Genomic DNA, 16,503 nt, shown 5'->3' on the forward strand with positions numbered 1-16,503 from the left:
CTGCCGATGTACGAGCTTCCCGAGATGGCGGCCGCCAATGGCGCGTTCCTGGCCGAGCTGGAGCATCGGCTCGATAGCAAGGGAGTGAGGGCGGCCGGCCGCATTGCTGGCGAGGCGGCGGACACTCAACCGCATGTTCTCTTCACGCAGGTCTGCGGCTATCCGCTGTTGAAGTATCATGGCGATGAATACCGCGTCCTGGCGACCCCGCATTATGCAATGCCCGGATGCGCAGGCTCGCATCACCGTGCCTTCGTCATGGTTCGCGCCGACGACGCCGCCGCATCGCTCGCGGACCTGCGCGGGCGAGTATTCGGCTGCAACAGCCTGTTCTCGAATACCGGAATGAACCTCCCCCGTCTGTCGTTTGCGCGGATCGCCGGCGGCAAGCCGTTCTTTTCCTCTGTCCTAGTGACGGGGGCTCATGTCGCAAGTCTTCAAAGGCTCGACGAGGCCACGATCGACGCCTGTTCGATCGACAGCGTGACGTGGGGGTATTTTCGACAGTTTCGGCCTATGGCCGCCAAACGATACCGGATCCTCGCAGAGACGCTGCCGAGCCCGTCGTTGCCGTTCGTGACGTCGGCGGTCACAACCGAGGCTGATGCCGCGGTGCTCGCAGAGACGCTGCGCGAGATGACGCGTGATCCGGGGCTCGGCCATATCCGTGAGCCGCTGCATCTGACCGACGTCTCCGCGCCGGACCTGGCCGCTTACGGGCGACTGATCGCGTACGAGGCGGAAGCGGCAGAGCTGGGTTACCCCGAATTGGCCTAGAGCTCACCGTTTTCATGAGTGAGCGTCAACCCGATCGAACCACCATCAACGAACCGTTCGGCGCGAGGCGCAAGTCATTTGTTAAAGGCGCCTTTTTCGAAGCATTCATCTACGTGTGGCGCGGAATTTGACATGGACAGCCGGTTGGACCGCTCTACGATCGTTGGTTACTGCAATTCGTCATTTTTCAGAGAGAGGCGCACAGGTCGCCTCACGATAGACCGTTGTCGATTGATCCGGAGGCCGTGGTGGGAGGCTCCCAAACTTGGGTGAATGTTGGCGCAGTGGTGGCCGCCCTCGCGGGCCTGTCGGCCATTGTGACCGTCAATCTTCCGGAAAAGGACGACCGCCAAATCGTGAATGTCTCCTATGATCCGACTCGCGAACTGTACCAGGCCATCAATCCCCTGTTCGACGCCGCCTATGCCCGGGAGACGAGACGCCATTTACGTGTGGTGCAATCGCATGGCGGATCTTCGCGTCAGGCGCACAAGGTGGCCAATGGCGAGCAGCCGGCCGACGTCGTGACGCTGGGGTTGGCCTCTGATATCGAGACGTTGCGCAAGCGGGGCCTTGTCGAGCCGGGTTGGGTTGATCAGTTTCCCAATCATGCGGTGCCCTATACGTCGACCATCGTCTTCGTCGTCAGGCACGGTAATCCACATCAAATCAGGGACTGGCCGGATCTGCTCGCCCCACAGCTGGAAGTCGTGATGCCCAACCCTCGGACGTCGGGGAACGGCAAGCTCGCGTCGCTGGCGGCCTGGGCTGCGACCGTCACACGAGGCGGGACGCAGGACGATGCGGTCGCTTTCCTCCGTGCACTTTTCCGACAGGTCCCTGTGTTCGACGAGGGCGCGCGGGGTGCAGCGTTGCGCTTTGCGAATCCAGATGGCGGCGACGTGCATCTCACCTGGGAAAACGAGGCGATCCGCGAGGTCGCGGCTTCAAACGGTGCTCTCGAGATCGTCTATCCCCCGGTCAGCATTCTCGCCGAACCGTCCGTTGCCGTGATAAGCAACGATACGGTGCGCAAGGCAAGTCTCGCCGACGCCCGGGCCTATCTGTCGTTCCTGTTCAGCGATGCCGGGCAGGAGACGATCGCACGGCTCGGATACCGGCCCTACAAGACAGAGATCGCGCAGAAGATCGGCGTGGTCTTCCCCTCCATCAAGCTCATACCAGTCAGTTCCATTGGCAAGGACTGGAGCGACCTGCAGGACAGGTTCTTCGCGGAAGACGGCGTCGTGGAAGCCGCCTTTGCATTGCGGAACAAATGATGGGCGGGATCAGCTACAGCCCGCAGACGTTGCGACGCGACGTGATCGCCGGCCTCACCGTCGCCGCGATCTCACTGCCGCAAGCAATGGCTTATGCGCTTCTGGCGGGCGTTGACCCCCGTTATGGCCTTTATTCCGCGATCCTGATCACAGCTGTCGCCTCGGTATTTGGATCGTCGTCGCACCTCATCAACGGTCCGACCAGTGCAATCTCGCTGGTCGTGTTCAGCGCGCTCTCGATCTTCGACGCCGATCAAAGGATCGAGGCAGCAGAGGCCATGTTCCTGCTTGCAGCCTTGGTCGGCACGATCCAGATCGCTATCGCCGTTTTGCGGCTCGGGGATCTCACGCGCTACATTTCGGAATCGGTCATCCTCGGTTTCATGAGCGCCGCCGCGCTGCTGCTGGCCTTGGGCCAGATCAGCAATGCGCTGGGCGTACGCGACAAGGGGACGGGTGCCCAGCACATCTTGTCTCGGCTCTGGTTGACGCTCGCGACCGGCGATACCATTAACATGAAGGCCGTCGTTGTAACGCTGGTGACGCTCGTGCTGGCGGTGTCGCTTCGGCATGTCGTGCGGCGCAATCGATGGCCGCAGTTCGACATGCTGGCCGTTCTGGTGATCGTCGCGACCGGAGCCTATTTTGCCGGCTGGACCGTGCCCGGTGGCGATGGCAAGACGGCAATCGGAATCGCCGGCGCGGTGCCGGCCGACCTGCCATCCTTCCATATTCCGAAAGTGCAGTTGAGGTGGGCGCTCGATCTTTTCTCCGACAGCGTGGCGATCGCGTTCCTGGGGCTGCTGGAGGCGCTGGCCATCGCCAAGTCGATCGCCCATCAGACGCGACAGCCGTTGGACTTCAACCGGCAGTGTCTTGCCGAGGGACTTGCCAATCTGTCGGGAGGTTTTTTTCAGTGCCTGCCCGGATCAGGTTCGCTGTCTCGCTCGGCGATCAATTTCCAGGCGGGAGCCGCGACGCGCTTTTCGGGTATGTTGACCGCGACGTTCGTTGCGATCGCCGTCATCGCATTCGCGCCGCTTGCGCGCTACGTGCCGAAGCCTGCGCTCGCCGCGCTCTTGTTGTTGACCGCGTCGCGCCTGGTTGACTTCAAGCGCATCTCGTACGCCTTGCGCGCGTCGCGTGTGGATGCCGGCGTCATCGTGATAACTGCCTTGTCGGCGATAGCATTCGGTCTCGATCTCGCGATCATCATCGGCGTCGTGCTGTCGATCGCGTTATTCGTGCCGCGCGCAGCGAAGATCAGGGCCGCAGAGCTCGTTGTCGACGAGGACGATGTGGTGCGGGAGCGGTTGCCATCCGAGCCTTCAAATCGCGGGTTTCTGTTCTACGATCTCGAAGGCGAACTGTTCTTCGGCGCCGGCCCGGAATTGCACAAGGTGCTCGATCTGATCCTGCACCAAGCCTCGGGCGAAAAAGCCAGGCACATCTTGTTGCGTCTCAAGCGCGTGCGCAATCCGGATGTCGTCAGCCTCGAACATCTCGAGCAATTTCTCAAGGAATCGCGCAACGCCGGCATCGAGGTCTGGCTCGCCGGTCTTCGTCCCGATTTGCTGGCGGCATTCGACCGCCTGGGCTTCGCAGACTGGATCAAGCCCGATCACATCTTTGCGCAGGGCGCGGACGAGGACTCGGCCACATTGGCGGCCGTGAGGCAGATCAGGTCAGAGCTGCAAGAGCAGGCGGCGAACGTCCGATCGCGCTTGTATTATCGCGTATGATCGCGGTTGATCGCTGCGAACGTCTCAGGGCTGCGTTATCGTTCGTGGATCCATCCGACGTTGCAAGGATGCCGCCGTTTGAAGCGCTCGCGAAACACGATTCCTTCTATCGTCGCAGTCAACTTTGGTTTGACGTTTTATTGCGCATAGAAACGTTTTTCCTCAATATCCGAGCGTTCCTCGACGGTGCAAGGAGGTCTCTACAATGAATCTGGCGACGCTTGCGGGTCGTGCTCTTCGTGCCTTTGCCCTGTCGCGAACGTGGGGGCGCGCGGCCGCGCTTGCTGTTTCCGCCGCCGCACTCGTCGCGGCCCCGGCGTTCTCCGCGACGGCTTTACAGAACATCGCGGTTCGTTCGCGGTGCAGCGGGCGCACGGTCTGATGGGCAAGACCTATCTCGGGGTACGAGGTGAGCAACATGAGCAAGGATCAGCTATTCCTTCTGAAGCCGGGATTCGAAGACCCGGCGCAGGCCGGCAAGTTCTTCGTCTGTCCGCACTGCAATGCGATCGAAGGTCTCCTCGCATCATTTCCGGGTCTGGCCACGCAGATCGAGGTTCAGCGCTTGCCGTTCGCGCGACCGCGAGGTCCGATCGTCGAAATTCTCGGTGATTTGCATCAATCGTTGCCCGTGCTGGTTTTCGACCAAAGTGGGCCGGTGCCCGAGGACGCTGGTGTTGTCAACGGCCGGCGGTTCATCGATTCGTCAGAGCGCATCCTTCGATATCTGGCCGAACGTTACTCCTTTCCATATATCCATCAGTGAAGCGGGGCGAGGCGCGCTCGGCCTCGAATGTGGCGCACCGCCTTCACACCGCTGACCGCCAGTCGATCCACTGCGTTATCGCCGATTTGGTGGGGACCCCGGTTACGCCGGGCGCTGATGTTGCGGCGGCGTATCTGACCGGCGCCGCGGCGACATTTTCGGCGACGATAAGCAACGCTGTTTTCATTGCTCGTCGCAAAGCGACATGAACTCTCTCTGTTTGAAGCAAACTTTGCGATCGACGCAATCGGATGCCGGACCTAGCATTTCGGACAGGATGTCGTGCCTTGATGAGCGCTCTGTTGAACACGACAGGTGCTCTGTGCCGCGCAGGCAGGCTGGGCATATGCGACTACAGTGCAAAGCAGGAATGCGCATCATGACGATAGACCAACATCAGCCATTCTCGCCGTCGCGGCGTGCCCTTCTCGGTCTCGCCGGCCTGGCGGGCATCGCCGCGCCATTCGGCGTCATGGGCGCCGCGCGCGCCTTTCCGGCGTTGGGTCTTGGTCCGGCGGCTGATCCCCTGAGCGCAGCGCCGATCTGTCGGGTAGCGAATTCCGACGAGGCCCCGAAGGGGCCGGCTCGTCACATCCGCTTTGCCTACAATGGCACGGGCATCTGCACGGCGGCGGTGCCCGTCGCCCTGCACCGAGGCCATTTCGCACGTCACAATCTGGATGTGGAGTTCCTGCAGCTCGCAGGCAGCACCGACCAGATGTTGCAGTCGCTGGCGACCGACAAGGCAGATGCCGGCTCGAGCATGCTGCTCAACTGGCTGAAGCCGCTGGAACAGGGCATCGATGTCAAGCTGACCACCGGCCTGCATGGCGGCTGCACCCGGCTGTTCGTGCGCAAGGAGTCCGGATTCAAGGATATCACCGATCTCAAGGGCAAGACGATCGGCGTCTCCAGCATTTCCGGGCCTCCGCGCAACTTCTTCGCCATTCTGCTGTCGGACAACGGGCTCGATCCGCAGAGCGATGTGCAATGGCGGGAATTTCCGGCCGATCTGCAGCTCACCGCCCTGCAGCGCGGCGAGATACAGGCGATCGCCGACTCCGACCCGAATGCCTGGTTGACGGAGCGGCGCGCCAATGGCGATCTCGTCGAGATCGCATCGAACCTGAGCGGGGATTACGCCAACCTGTCGTGCTGCACGCTCGGCGTGCGGAGTTCGCTCTGGGCGTCGGATCCCGCTGCGGTGAAGGCGCTAACCCTCGCCGTCCGCGAAGCTGCGCATCACGTGGCCGAACATCCAGATGACGCTGCCGAGATATTTTCCAAGTACACCCCGAAGGTAGCGGTCGCCGATCTGGCGACGATGCTGCGCAGCCACACGCACGGCCATCATCCGGCAGGTGCAGACCTGCGTCGCGAGGTCGTGAAGATCACGAGCGATCTGAAACGTGCCACGATCATCAAGCCGAATACGGATCCGGCCAAGCTTGCCAATCGCGTCGTGGTCGACATTGACGTCTAGGCAATTTCCCGGAGGATCGCGTTGATGAGCAACACGAGAAGCAAGGCCGCCTCGACTGTGGTGCCCGGCCCGTCGGGGATTGATGATGCCGCTTCGGCGGCGTTGCACTCCCGTTACGGCAAGGATTTGCCTCTGATCGGCGAGGCTTGGAACGGGGTGCTCGACAATCTCCTTGCCCACCGTTCTGTGCGAGCCTATCGGCCGGATCCGGTGCCGCGCGGTACCGTGGAGACGCTGGTTGCGGCAGCGCAGTCGGCCTCATCGTCCTCCAACCTCCAGACCTGGAGTGTCGTGGTGGTCGAGGATGAGGCGCGCAAGGCGCGCCTCGCCGAGTTCGCCGGCGGGCAGAAGCATATCGTCGAGGCGCCGCTTTTCCTGGTTTGGCTCGCGGATTTGTCGCGGGCAGAGCGCCTGGCAAGGAGTGCGAACCATCCCAAGGATGGACTGCCCTTCCTCGAGACGTTCATCGTGGCCGTGGTCGACGCGGCGTTGGCCGCCCAGAACGCGGTCGTTGCTGCGGAGGCGCTTGGGCTCGGATCGGTCTATATCGGCGCCATCCGCAACAAGCCGCAGGCGGTAGCCGAGGAATTGCGATTGCCGCCGCAGGCCGCTGCGGTGTTCGGGCTGTGCATCGGCTATCCCGATCCGACGCGGCCCGCCCGGGTCAAGCCGCGCCTGCGCCAGGACGTCGTCATCCATCGCGAGCGCTACACGACGGCTGACGATGATGCCGGAATCGCCGCCTACGACGCCACCTTGCGCGATTTTCAGACCGCCGAGGGATTGCCTGCGATCGGCTGGACCCAAGCCGTGCTCAACCGGCTTGGATCGGTCCGGTCGCTGAATGGACGGGACCGCCTGGTCGAGGAGCTGCGGGGCCTGGGCTTTCCACTCAAATGAGGTGCAAGTCGCGCATGCGGCCTGGAGTGCGATGAGGGTCTTGCTTTAGGTTCGCTCCTGTCCCCAGCGCTGCACGGTGATCCGTGTCAGGCTCCGGAACACAACGCTCTCCACGAGGAGGCCGATCAGGATCACGGTGAGCAGTCCGGCAAAGACGCTTGCGGTCTCCAATTGGGCGCGGCTGGTGTAGATGAACCAGCCAATTCCGCCGGAGCGCGCGCTGACGCCGAAGACCAGCTCGGCTGCAATCAGCGTACGCCACGCGAACGCCCAGCCGATCCGCAAGCCTGACAATATCTGGGGAAATGCCGCCGGTACCAAAATCTCGGCAACGAAACGGCCGCCCGACAAGCCGAGGTTACGGCCGGCCATCAGCAGCGTTGGTGGGATGGCGCGAAAGCCGGCATGGCAGGCCAGCGCAACCGGCCACAGGACCGAGTGGACAATCACGAAAACGAGGCTCGGCGTGCCAACGCCGAACCACAGCAGCGCAATTGGAAGCAGCGCGATCGCCGGAAGCGGATTGAACATCGAGGTCAGCAGGCCAAGGGCCTCATTGCCCCAGCGCGACAACGTCGCCAGTGCCGTAAACACCGCGGCGACGCCGACGCCCAGTGCATAGCCTGTGACCAGAACGCGCAGCGAGGTGAGCGTCCGATTTGGCAACTCGCCCGACAGGATCGCCGACCAGAGTGCCGACAGCGTCGCCCCCAGGGTCGGGAGCAGCAGTGCGTTGTCAAGCCAGCGCGCGTAGAGTTCCCAGGCGAGCGCAAGGGCGGCAAGGATCACAAAGCGCCGCCAGGGCGTTTGCTCGATCGCGCGGCGCAGTGCCGGTGCGTGAGGAAGCTTCGGGGCCGTGACCTCAGCCATGATCGATTTCCGGATCGGCAAAGACGGCTTGCTGAATCCGCTGTTCCAGCCCGGTGAATCCCGCCGTGCCGCGGATACGGCTTTCCGGCGGGACATCAAATGTCGCGGCCAGCCGACCAGGGTGGGGTGTGAGGGCGAGGATGCGGGTCCCGACCCGGATCGCCTCGTCGATGCCGTGCGTCACAAACAATGCCGTACTGCCGGTCTCTTCGCATAGCTTGAGCAACTCGTCCTGCATCTGACGCCGCGTCAGGGCATCCAGCGCGGCGAAAGGTTCATCCATCAGCAGCAGCGCCGGCTCCAGTGCGAAGGCGCGCGCGATTGCGACGCGCTGCTTCATGCCGCCAGACAGAGTGTGCGGAAAAGTATCGACGAATTTGCTTAACCCAACCCGTTCGAGCCAGCCCCGAGCAACGGTCTCGGCCTCGCGGCGCGGCAGCGACTTGCCGCGCTCCAGGGCATAGCGGACGTTGCCCAGCACGGTGCGCCACGGCAGCAGCTGGTCAAATTCCTGAAACACCGTCATCCGCTCGGGGCCCGGCGCTCCGATCGGCCGCCCATCCATCCGAATCTCTCCAGAGCTCGGCTTGAGAAAGCCGCCGACTGCTCGGAGCAGCGTGGACTTGCCGCAGCCGGACGGACCCAGCAGAACAAGCCGCTCGCCTGCCGAAAGAGCGAAGCTGACATCTTCGACTGCAGTCAGGATGCCGTCGCGCGTCGGATAGCTGATGCTGACGCGGTCAAGCGTGAGCAAGGACGGAGACGCGGCATCGCCGACAAGGTCGACCGGTCGGGGAGCGAGGTTCATGTCAGCTTCCCGGCTTGTCTCCGAGCCCGGACCAGAACAAGTCCCGCCACGACGCCGGCGCCTGCTTGATCAAGCCGACCTTGGCCTCGAAATCTGCGAACTTCTGCGCGCCTTCCGGAGCGGTTGTGAAGTTGACGTCCTTGTCGCGGATGATGCTTTCGACGAAGTCGGGAGCGAGCTTAGAGCCTTCGGCCTTGATATAGAGCGCGGCCGCGTCTTTCGGATTGGCCTTGATCCATTCATTGGCGCGATCGAGACCGCGAACGAAAGCCTGAATCGTCTTCGGATTGTCGTTGACGAACTTCGTGGTGGAGTAAACCACGTTGAAGGTGTGCGGACCGCCGAGAACATCGTAGCTGTTGAGGACCTGATGCACCTTGCCGCTTGCCAGCTGCTGCTGCGAAAACGGCGGTGAGGTGAAGTGTGCTGTGATCTCGGAACGTCCCGACAGGATTTGGGCCGTGGCGTCCGGATGCGGCATGCTGACGGTGAGTTCGTCGAGCTTGTCGTATTTGCCGAAAGCCTTGTCGGCGGCCATCTGGAGAACGATCGGCTGGAAGCCGACCTTGACCGACGGGAGCGCAATCCGGTCTTTCTCGGTGAAGTCCGCAATCGTCTTGATGCTCGGATTGTTGGTGGTCAGGATGTTGGCCATTGAGCCCAGGGCGGCCACGCCGATGATCTTGGCGGTTGTGCGCGTCTTGTCCCAGGTCAGGATCATCGGCGTGATACCCGCCGTCGCGAAATCAAGCCCGCCGGAAATAAGTGCCTCGTTCATCGCCGCTGCACCGGACAGCCGAAGCCATTCGATCTTCGGCGGCGCGATGCCGAGTGCTTTCGCTTCCTGCTCGATCAGTCCCTTTTCGCTGGCGACAATGAGCGGAAGATAGGCAATCCCGAATTGCTGCGCGATGCGAAGTTGATCGGTTTCCGCGCGGACGCCATTGGCGCCGCTTGCGAGCGCGATCAACGCGAGGGCGGCAGCACGTAGAAGCATCGATGTATTCATTCTGTGGTCTTCTGAGTTCCAGTTGGTCCAAGCGGCACGTCGCGCTTTTGCAGGCCCTTTTGGCCACACTTCAGGAAATGCTGCAATTGGTCCAATGGATTGGACCAATTGCGGTACCTCCAGGATTTCTTCGTTGAAATGCCAACGGGCGAGATTGTTGTTCTCCAATTCGTCTGCAATGGAGAAATCGGTTCTTTGTGTGGGGTGGCGCCCTTTGATGACGGTGTCCAAGTCGCGGGCGGCGTGGTCGGAACGTCGCAATCAAAGGTCTCCTGCCCCATCGGCGTTCGCCGGCTCAATTGCCAGTGTGCCGGTTGCAGCGCGTTTCGAGCGAAAGGAGCCGGTTGCTATTGGAAGCGCGGACGCGAGAAGTCTTTGCTACCTGATCGAACTTTACAGAGCGCGTGTTGTTTTGTTCGACAACAGCTTGTCGGGAGCCGGGGTCCAACTAGGATATCGAGGACGGCAATCGAACGCGGGCACAGCAGGTGACAGAAGCCTTGAATTCAGCGCGGATCATTGATCTGGACGCCTATCGATCAATGCGGCGGAGGCAGCAGCCGGCGACATCCGCCGGACAGTGGCAAAACGCCACCTTCGGTCCTTCCTTTGGCGCGATGCAGCTTTTCTGGCTCTGGCCCGCCTGGGTGTGGGTGCCGATGGCGGTACCGGCGACATCCGCTGCGCACTGGGATGCTTTATGAGCGACGGTAACGTCGCTTCTTCATTAGACGCCAACCCGTCACCCGACGCGGAGCAGGATCTGCCTGCGGTCCTCGGACGCAATCTGCGACGGCTGCGAACGAGCCGCGGCCACTCGCTGGAACGGTTGGCGAAGCAGTCCGGCGTCAGCCGTGCGATGCTTGGACAGATCGAGACCGGAAAGAGCGTTCCGACCATCGCGCTGCTGTGGAAGGTCGCGAACGCACTGCACGTTCCGTTCGCCAATCTGTTGCAGGCGGATGTCGCGCGAGGCCCGGTCGTGCTCCGCCAAAGTGACGCCAAGCTGCTCTCATCGAGCCAAGGGCAGTTCACGTCTCGCGCGCTGTTTCCGTTCGATGGCAGCCATCAGGTCGAATTCTACGAGCTCAGAATAGGTCCGCTGCATCGCGAGAACGCCGAAGCGCATGCGCCCGGCACCCGTGAAAACCTGTTCGTGGCGAAGGGCGTCGTGGAGATCGCTGCCGGCTCCGACAAGCCGCAGACATTGACGGAAGGCGACGCGATCGTCTTCGAGGCCGATGTTCCGCATGTATATAAGAATCTGGTAGCCAGCGAGGCAGTGCTCTACCTCGTCATGACCTATGCCGACGACGCGACCTGAAACGAAAAGAGGGCCGGCAGTGCCGGCCCCCTGGGAAGGCAGCGCGAGCCGGTCGAGGTCCTAGGCCTTCATCGGCATGCACATCATCATCATGCCGCCGCAGCCCATCATCATGGGCATGCCCATCTGCATCATGTTCATCATGCTCTCGCAGCACTTCATGAACATGTCCTTCATTGCCGGATCCATCGGCATCATCTCGCAGGTCATGCCGGTGGGGGTCATGGTGCACTTCATCTGACAGGCCATCATCGGCATGCCCATCATGGGCATGTTCATCATCGGCATCATGCCGCCGGCCATAGAGGGGTTCATCATGCCGCCCATCATCATTGGCATGGGCATCATCTGCATCGCGGTGTTCATCGTCGTTCTCCAGGGGTAGAGCAGGGCGTGCTCAATTTCGTCACTGTCGTAGATAGAGTGCGGTGCGATACTGGAGAATAGGGAAAGTTTCATCTCATTCGCTTTCGTCTGAGAAAATGGAAGCGGAGCGAGATGCTGCGGCGAGACTTCCAATATAACAGATTTCCATCCGGCAAATTGGAGGTGCTTGGACTGAGCCGGATGCCGCGACGCGGTTGAAGTCATCCACGCCGATAGTCTGATTCTGTCGAGAACGCGGTCGATTCGCCGCGAGGCTGCAGATCACGGCATGTGATGCTCTTTCTCGTCCCGGCGTGGTTCAGTGCAGACGCCATCCACGTTGCGTGCGATCGCGGATGAAACTCAGAGAGGCGATTTCATTTGCATCGTCTCGACGCGTTACCCGGTTGTTGCAGAGCCTTAGGCATCTTTGAAAAGACTATCTTGCCGCCGGCGCCTAGCATGTCACGAGTTTGCAATCATGAGTGCACGCCATGAACACGCCTCGTATCGACAGCGGTCGCGCCTCCACCGGCGTGCGTTCGCCGATCATCATCAACCAGCTTGGAGCCGAAGTTCGCGCGTCGCTGATCGACCACTGGTCCCGCCCGCTGATCATTGACCATCCCGCCGAGCGTCCGGCCTGGGACATCGCGCCGGAAGCCGACGTGTTGCTGACCCGTCCGGCCGCAGGCTGGAGCAAGGCGCCGGGGGAGAAGCCGAGGGGGTGGCCATACGGCCTGCGCTGGATCCAGACCGCGTCGACGGGCGTCGACTTCTTTCCGGAATGGCTGCTCGATGGTCCGGTGGTTACGGTTGGGCGCGGCATCTCGGCCGATGCTATTTCTGAATATGTCCTGGCAGCGATCCTGGGCTTTGCCAAACGGCTCCAAGACGTGCGTCCACGCAGTCGAGCGGAGTGGAAGATCACGCCGCTCGGTTCGCTTGCCGGAAAAACGGTTGGAATCGCGGGATTTGGCGCGATCGGCCATGCCGTCGCCGAGCGGTTGAAGCCGTTCGGTGTTCAGATCAAGGTGTTGCGACGCTCATCGTGGCAATATGCCGTTCCGGGTATCCTCCCGGTCGACAGCATCGAAGCGCTGGTGGCGGCCTCCGACCATCTCGTGATCGCACTGCCGGCAACGCCGCAGACAGTGCATTTGATCAACGCCGAGGTCCTGACGCATGCGAAGGAATCGTTGCACGTGATCAACGTGGCGCGGGGCCGGATCATCGATCAGCAAGCCTTGCTGCGTGCGCTCGACAACGGGCAACTGGCGGGCGCCACGCTCGATGTCACGGATCCGGAGCCGCCGCCGGAGGGGGATCCGATCTACCTTCACCCGAAGGTCGTCCTGACCCCGCACGTGTCCTGGACCGGAGCAGACGATATCAAGCGGCTGACCGACAAGACGCTGGTCAACCTCGACGCCTACGCGCATGGCGCGCCGTTGGCCGATGTTTTTGACAAGAAGCTGGGATACTAAGCAAGGAGCCCCGAGAATGAACCAGATCGTCGAGAAGCCGAAGAAATACTCCCTGGTCGAGCGCGTGCCGGCAGCTTCGTTCGAGGAGGAGAGGCTGCATCGCAAGCAGCGTCTCGCGGCAACCTTCCGGCTGTTTTCCCGCTATGGGTTCGACCAGGGCCTGGCCGGGCACGTCACCGTGCGTGACCCGGAGTTTCCGGATCGCTTCTGGATCAATCCGCTGTCGAAGCATTTTGGTCAGATCAAGGTCTCCGACCTGCAACTGGTGGATCATGACGGTAACATTCTGATTGGCGACAAGCCGATCAACCAGGCGGGTTTCGTGATTCATTCGGCGATCCACGCTGCGCATCCGGAGGTCATCGCGGCGGCCCATACGCACTCGACTTACGGCAAGGCATGGTCGGCGCTCGGCCGGTTGCTCGATCCGCTTACCCAGGACTCCTGCGCGTTCTATCAAGATCACGCGCTGTTCGATCCGTTCTCCGGTGTCGTGCTTGAGGCGGAAGAAGGCCGGAAGATCGCGGAGGCGCTCGGATCGAACAAGGCCGTGATCCTGCAGAACCACGGTCTGTTGACGGTCGGCCCCACGATCGAGGCGACCGCTTGGTGGTACATCGCGATGGATAACGCCGCTCGCGCGCAATTGCTCGCCGAAGCGGCCGGCACGCCAAAGCCGATTCCGCATGACGTGGCGAAGCTGACTGCCAGTCAGGTCGGCACGCATAAGGGAGGCTATTTCAGCTTCCAGCCGCTATGGGACTGGATCACCGAGGCCGAGCCGGATCTCTTCAACTAGGGCGTACGGTTCACGCCGGGAGGCTGCGGCGAGTTCGCCGCGGCACCGGCCGGCATGGAGATTCTGGTCGTCAAGGCGAGGGGGCAGCATTGGGATCGCGACCGGAAATAGCCGCCGGAGATCAATCCCGGCCGGGCAGTGATCGCCCCTGGACGGCAGCCGAAAAATACAAGCTTAGAGGCTTGGCAAAGGCGAATATGCCCGTCGAGAAGATCGCGCGAAGCTTGAACCGAAATGTCGCGTCGACAGTTGCGGCTGCAGTGAGGCTTGGCGTCACGTTGAGCGATTGACGCATGGGTTTCACCCCACGGTCCGGCAATCGACCGGGCCTTGTTGGCCGGTGGCTTGCGCATCAGCAGGCATGAGCTGCGCGATGACCGGTATGGTTCTGACTGAAAGCGCTTCCATTCGCGACATGACTTCATCGTGCTCGCACGAACTTCGAAATTCCATTTCCTTGACGTGCGAGCCTCGCGCTGATTCCATCTGACAGTTGACCGTGCTTTCATAACCGAAGGATGTCACGCCATGTCGACGCCCAGCGCCACGTTACAGGAAGTCATTTCGGCCAACGGCAAATACGCTGCCGAATTCGGTGACAAGGAAAAGCTGGCATTGCCGCCTGCGCGACGCTTTGCGATCCTGACCTGCATGGACGCGCGGCTTGACCCGGCAAAGTATGCTGGACTTGCCGAGGGCGATGCTCACGTGATCCGTAATGCGGGAGGACGCGCGTCCGATGACGCGATCCGCTCGCTCGTGATCTCTCACAAGCTGCTCGGAACGAATGAATGGTTCGTCGTCCATCATAGCGATTGCGGGATGCAATTGTTCACCAACGAGGTCATCAGCGACCTCCTGGCGGACGATCTGGGCACCGCGCAGTTCGATGGCAAGACATGGTCGAATCCAAAACACGAAGGCGGTTCGGTCGCGGGCAAGTTCGTCCACTGGCATACGTTTGAGGACAATGCCAAGAGTGTGCTCGAGGATGTGCAGCGGATCAGAAGCCATCCCCTGGTGCCGAAGCAAATTCCGATCTACGGCTTCATTTACGACGTGAAGACCGGCCGCCTCAACGAGGTGGTCGAGGCGACGGCAGCCGGTCGGCCTGCCGTTTAGGCGCAGCGAGTATCTGCTGCAATGCCCGTTACCCAACGCCTTTCTGTAGGCGGCCTGCCGCGCCATCTTGCGCCGGACCTCGGCGTGTTCGTGATCGAGACGGAGGGGGCGCGAAGGCTGGCATTCGAGGCGGGGAGCCGTGAGGACGCGGAAGCAATGACGCGGGCAAACTGGTTCGCCGTGGCGCTTGGCAGCTTTTGCTCACGGCGACGTCATGCGGAGAATGCCGAAAGCCGTTTGCGGGTTGCGACGGATCCGGAGATTGTGATCTTTCGGGAGTGGGCGACAGAGTTTGCCGGCGAGGCGGCCGACGTCTTTGTTGCCTGTCTTGATTGAGCGCGGCGAGACTTGCTTCGCGGGACGTCAAGCGCGCTCCGGCTGCAAAGAGAAGCAATTGCCCTCTGCGTGTCGAGTTTTGGTGCTTCACATGCGCGGACGAGAGATCTTTGGTGAATGGCGACGCTGACGTTCGTGCGCCGTGGCGATAGTATCGCAACCAGAAAGCTGTCGCGGTATCTCCCGCGAGCCAACGTGGAGTAGCGATCATGGCGCTCGACGGACCCATCTTTCCTCGCAATCTCACCGCGAAACTGCACTACCTCAAGCGCGGCGACGAGAAGCCGACCTTTTACCGTATCGAGCCACCCCCTGGCGTACCGCAATGGAATGGTATCGACGATGAGCGTGAGGTGACGATCGAGGACGTGCGGGGGCGTGAGTCGGAATTCTCGCTCGATCGTAATGGTTTCTCGCTGGTCAACGCGCCTACCGCCGTTGCCAATTTTTACGACTCGGAAGAAATCAAGCGCGTCTATTACCCGGAAGTTGAGCAATTGCTGCGCGACGCCGTCGGCGCCAGCCGCGTATACATCTTCGATCACAACGTACGCAATGCGAGCGTTCCCGGTCTCGCACCGCCATCCCGGCAGGTCCACAACGATCACACCGTCAACTCTGCGCCGCGGAGGGTCCGCGATCACCTCGGAGCTGAGGCGGACGAATTGCTGAAGCATCGATTTGGGATCGTCAACGTATGGCGTCCGCTGCGCGGTCCGGTATTGGATTCACCGCTGGCGCTGTGCGACGCGCGATCATTCACGGACGATGATCTGATTCCCAGCGATCTCGTTTACGCTCATGTTCGTGGCGAAACGTCTCGAGTGGAATACAAACCGAACCATCGCTGGTACTATTTTTCCGAGATGCAGACTGACGAGGCGCTATTGATCCGGATTCATGACAGCGCCAATGACGGTCGTGCGCGGCTATCGTTCCACACCTCGTTCGAAAATCCGCTCGCACCCGGCGCGCCGCCGCGTGAGAGCATAGAGGTTCGCGCCCTGGTCTTTTTTGGATAGCAGTTCGAGAAGCGATCTCGGCGGCGCAGGAAGCCGGCGTTACCTTCAAACGTAGGCTCGCGTCCATCGCCGAAATACGTTCGAGAAGGCGAGTGGTCTCCCGCCGGCACCGTACCATCATCGGCGGCGCCGTCGCTGCGGCGATCTCCGGCGCGATGTCCAGGAAACCCTGGCCTACTCCGCGGACAAGGTGAACGACCCGACGGCGACCACGACGGACCCCTACAGTTATTGGATGAGCCACAGCGCGGCCAACTGGAACGGCACGGGCCTCCACTACAGCCAGGATTACGGCTTGGGCGAAGCCGACGCCCAGGCGGCCCGTCCGGTTGGCCGAGACATGGCAGGCCCAGCAGACCTACGCCAATCTTGTGCAATCGGCCGTCGAAACGCCGACCGTCGAATAGCTGCC

General features: G+C 61.7%; 16 protein-coding genes. 12 read left to right on the forward strand and 4 right to left on the reverse strand.

The window, feature by feature from the left end; genetic code table 11:
• Positions 1-6: 6 nt before the first annotated feature.
• From ACTUWL_RS22515 to ACTUWL_RS22540, 6 genes are all read left to right on the forward strand, one after another.
• Positions 7-777: a phosphate/phosphite/phosphonate ABC transporter substrate-binding protein gene (locus ACTUWL_RS22515; protein ID WP_106940099.1), complete on the forward strand. Its 771-nt coding sequence runs from the start codon at positions 7-9 to the stop codon at positions 775-777.
• Positions 778-1,001: 224 nt separating this feature from the next.
• Positions 1,002-2,057 carry a sulfate ABC transporter substrate-binding protein gene (locus tag ACTUWL_RS22520; protein ID WP_210256674.1) on the forward strand — a complete coding sequence of 352 codons (1,056 nt, stop codon included), beginning with the start codon at positions 1,002-1,004 and terminating at the stop codon, positions 2,055-2,057.
• Positions 2,057-3,799: a SulP family inorganic anion transporter gene (locus ACTUWL_RS22525; protein ID WP_021077071.1), complete on the forward strand. Its 1,743-nt coding sequence runs from the start codon at positions 2,057-2,059 to the stop codon at positions 3,797-3,799. The genes ACTUWL_RS22520 and ACTUWL_RS22525 overlap by 1 nt, the downstream gene beginning before the upstream one ends.
• A gap of 418 nt (positions 3,800-4,217) precedes the next feature.
• Positions 4,218-4,565, forward strand: coding sequence for a DUF3088 domain-containing protein (locus ACTUWL_RS22530; protein WP_021077072.1), 348 nt, complete (start codon positions 4,218-4,220; stop codon positions 4,563-4,565).
• Positions 4,566-4,935: 370 nt separating this feature from the next.
• Positions 4,936-6,048, forward strand: a complete 1,113-nt coding sequence (locus ACTUWL_RS22535; RefSeq protein ID WP_307756218.1) for an ABC transporter substrate-binding protein — start codon at positions 4,936-4,938, stop codon at positions 6,046-6,048.
• A gap of 24 nt (positions 6,049-6,072) precedes the next feature.
• Positions 6,073-6,948, forward strand: coding sequence for a nitroreductase family protein (locus tag ACTUWL_RS22540; protein ID WP_021077074.1), 876 nt, complete (start codon positions 6,073-6,075; stop codon positions 6,946-6,948).
• 45 nt (positions 6,949-6,993) lie between these two features.
• Here the strand turns inward: ACTUWL_RS22540 and ACTUWL_RS22545 are convergent, their stop codons facing one another.
• The 3 genes from ACTUWL_RS22545 to ACTUWL_RS22555 are packed head-to-tail and all read right to left on the reverse strand — an operon-like array spanning position 6,994 to position 9,896.
• Positions 6,994-7,818: an ABC transporter permease gene (locus ACTUWL_RS22545; RefSeq protein WP_021077075.1), complete on the reverse strand. Its 825-nt coding sequence runs from the start codon at positions 7,816-7,818 to the stop codon at positions 6,994-6,996.
• Positions 7,811-8,626 (reverse strand): ABC transporter ATP-binding protein, encoded by an 816-nt coding sequence (locus ACTUWL_RS22550; RefSeq protein WP_021077076.1) that lies wholly within the window; start codon positions 8,624-8,626, stop codon positions 7,811-7,813. The genes ACTUWL_RS22545 and ACTUWL_RS22550 overlap by 8 nt, the downstream gene beginning before the upstream one ends.
• A gap of 1 nt (position 8,627) precedes the next feature.
• Entirely contained in the window at positions 8,628-9,896 is a 1,269-nt protein-coding gene (locus ACTUWL_RS22555; protein WP_291738451.1) for an ABC transporter substrate-binding protein, read from the reverse strand.
• A gap of 439 nt (positions 9,897-10,335) precedes the next feature.
• Here ACTUWL_RS22555 and ACTUWL_RS22560 point away from each other — a divergent pair, with 439 nt between their 5' ends.
• Positions 10,336-10,959, forward strand: coding sequence for a helix-turn-helix domain-containing protein (locus ACTUWL_RS22560; protein ID WP_021077078.1), 624 nt, complete (start codon positions 10,336-10,338; stop codon positions 10,957-10,959).
• A 60-nt stretch (positions 10,960-11,019) separates the two neighbouring features.
• Here ACTUWL_RS22560 and ACTUWL_RS22565 read toward each other — a convergent pair whose 3' ends face one another.
• Entirely contained in the window at positions 11,020-11,325 is a 306-nt protein-coding gene (locus ACTUWL_RS22565) for a hypothetical protein (protein WP_021077079.1), read from the reverse strand.
• 494 nt (positions 11,326-11,819) lie between these two features.
• On the opposite strand from ACTUWL_RS22565, the gene ACTUWL_RS22570 reads away from it, so the two are divergent.
• The 5 genes from ACTUWL_RS22570 to ACTUWL_RS22590 all read left to right on the forward strand — a co-directional run bounded on the left by ACTUWL_RS22570 (position 11,820) and on the right by ACTUWL_RS22590 (position 16,091).
• Complete coding sequence (locus ACTUWL_RS22570; protein WP_021077080.1) at positions 11,820-12,812, forward strand: NAD(P)-dependent oxidoreductase; 993 nt, start codon at positions 11,820-11,822, stop codon at positions 12,810-12,812.
• A gap of 16 nt (positions 12,813-12,828) precedes the next feature.
• Complete coding sequence (locus ACTUWL_RS22575; protein WP_021077081.1) at positions 12,829-13,611, forward strand: class II aldolase/adducin family protein; 783 nt, start codon at positions 12,829-12,831, stop codon at positions 13,609-13,611.
• A gap of 528 nt (positions 13,612-14,139) precedes the next feature.
• Positions 14,140-14,733 (forward strand): carbonic anhydrase, encoded by a 594-nt coding sequence (locus tag ACTUWL_RS22580; protein ID WP_021077082.1) that lies wholly within the window; start codon positions 14,140-14,142, stop codon positions 14,731-14,733.
• Positions 14,734-14,754: 21 nt separating this feature from the next.
• Positions 14,755-15,069: a hypothetical protein gene (locus tag ACTUWL_RS22585; protein ID WP_021077083.1), complete on the forward strand. Its 315-nt coding sequence runs from the start codon at positions 14,755-14,757 to the stop codon at positions 15,067-15,069.
• A 209-nt stretch (positions 15,070-15,278) separates the two neighbouring features.
• Positions 15,279-16,091 carry a CmcJ/NvfI family oxidoreductase gene (locus tag ACTUWL_RS22590; RefSeq protein ID WP_021077084.1) on the forward strand — a complete coding sequence of 271 codons (813 nt, stop codon included), beginning with the start codon at positions 15,279-15,281 and terminating at the stop codon, positions 16,089-16,091.
• Positions 16,092-16,503: the final 412 nt, after the last annotated feature.

The sequence above is a fragment of the Bradyrhizobium sp. WCU1 genome (assembly GCF_053474805.1).

Excerpts from the sequence above, each read along its gene's own strand:
- ACTUWL_RS22515 (WP_106940099.1), top strand. The coding sequence starts at position 7 with ATGTACGAGCTTCCCGAGATGGCGGCCGCCAATGGCGCGTTCCTGGCC.
- ACTUWL_RS22525 (WP_021077071.1), top strand. The coding sequence starts at position 2,057 with ATGGGCGGGATCAGCTACAGCCCGCAGACGTTGCGACGCGACGTGATC.
- ACTUWL_RS22530 (WP_021077072.1), top strand. The coding sequence starts at position 4,218 with ATGAGCAAGGATCAGCTATTCCTTCTGAAGCCGGGATTCGAAGACCCG.
- ACTUWL_RS22535 (WP_307756218.1), top strand. The coding sequence starts at position 4,936 with ATGCGCATCATGACGATAGACCAACATCAGCCATTCTCGCCGTCGCGG.
- ACTUWL_RS22540 (WP_021077074.1), top strand. The coding sequence starts at position 6,073 with ATGAGCAACACGAGAAGCAAGGCCGCCTCGACTGTGGTGCCCGGCCCG.
- ACTUWL_RS22545 (WP_021077075.1), bottom strand. The coding sequence starts at position 7,818 with ATGGCTGAGGTCACGGCCCCGAAGCTTCCTCACGCACCGGCACTGCGC.
- ACTUWL_RS22550 (WP_021077076.1), bottom strand. The coding sequence starts at position 8,626 with ATGAACCTCGCTCCCCGACCGGTCGACCTTGTCGGCGATGCCGCGTCT.
- ACTUWL_RS22560 (WP_021077078.1), top strand. The coding sequence starts at position 10,336 with ATGAGCGACGGTAACGTCGCTTCTTCATTAGACGCCAACCCGTCACCC.
- ACTUWL_RS22565 (WP_021077079.1), bottom strand. The coding sequence starts at position 11,325 with ATGAACACCGCGATGCAGATGATGCCCATGCCAATGATGATGGGCGGC.
- ACTUWL_RS22570 (WP_021077080.1), top strand. The coding sequence starts at position 11,820 with ATGAACACGCCTCGTATCGACAGCGGTCGCGCCTCCACCGGCGTGCGT.
- ACTUWL_RS22575 (WP_021077081.1), top strand. The coding sequence starts at position 12,829 with ATGAACCAGATCGTCGAGAAGCCGAAGAAATACTCCCTGGTCGAGCGC.
- ACTUWL_RS22580 (WP_021077082.1), top strand. The coding sequence starts at position 14,140 with ATGTCGACGCCCAGCGCCACGTTACAGGAAGTCATTTCGGCCAACGGC.
- ACTUWL_RS22585 (WP_021077083.1), top strand. The coding sequence starts at position 14,755 with ATGCCCGTTACCCAACGCCTTTCTGTAGGCGGCCTGCCGCGCCATCTT.
- ACTUWL_RS22590 (WP_021077084.1), top strand. The coding sequence starts at position 15,279 with ATGGCGCTCGACGGACCCATCTTTCCTCGCAATCTCACCGCGAAACTG.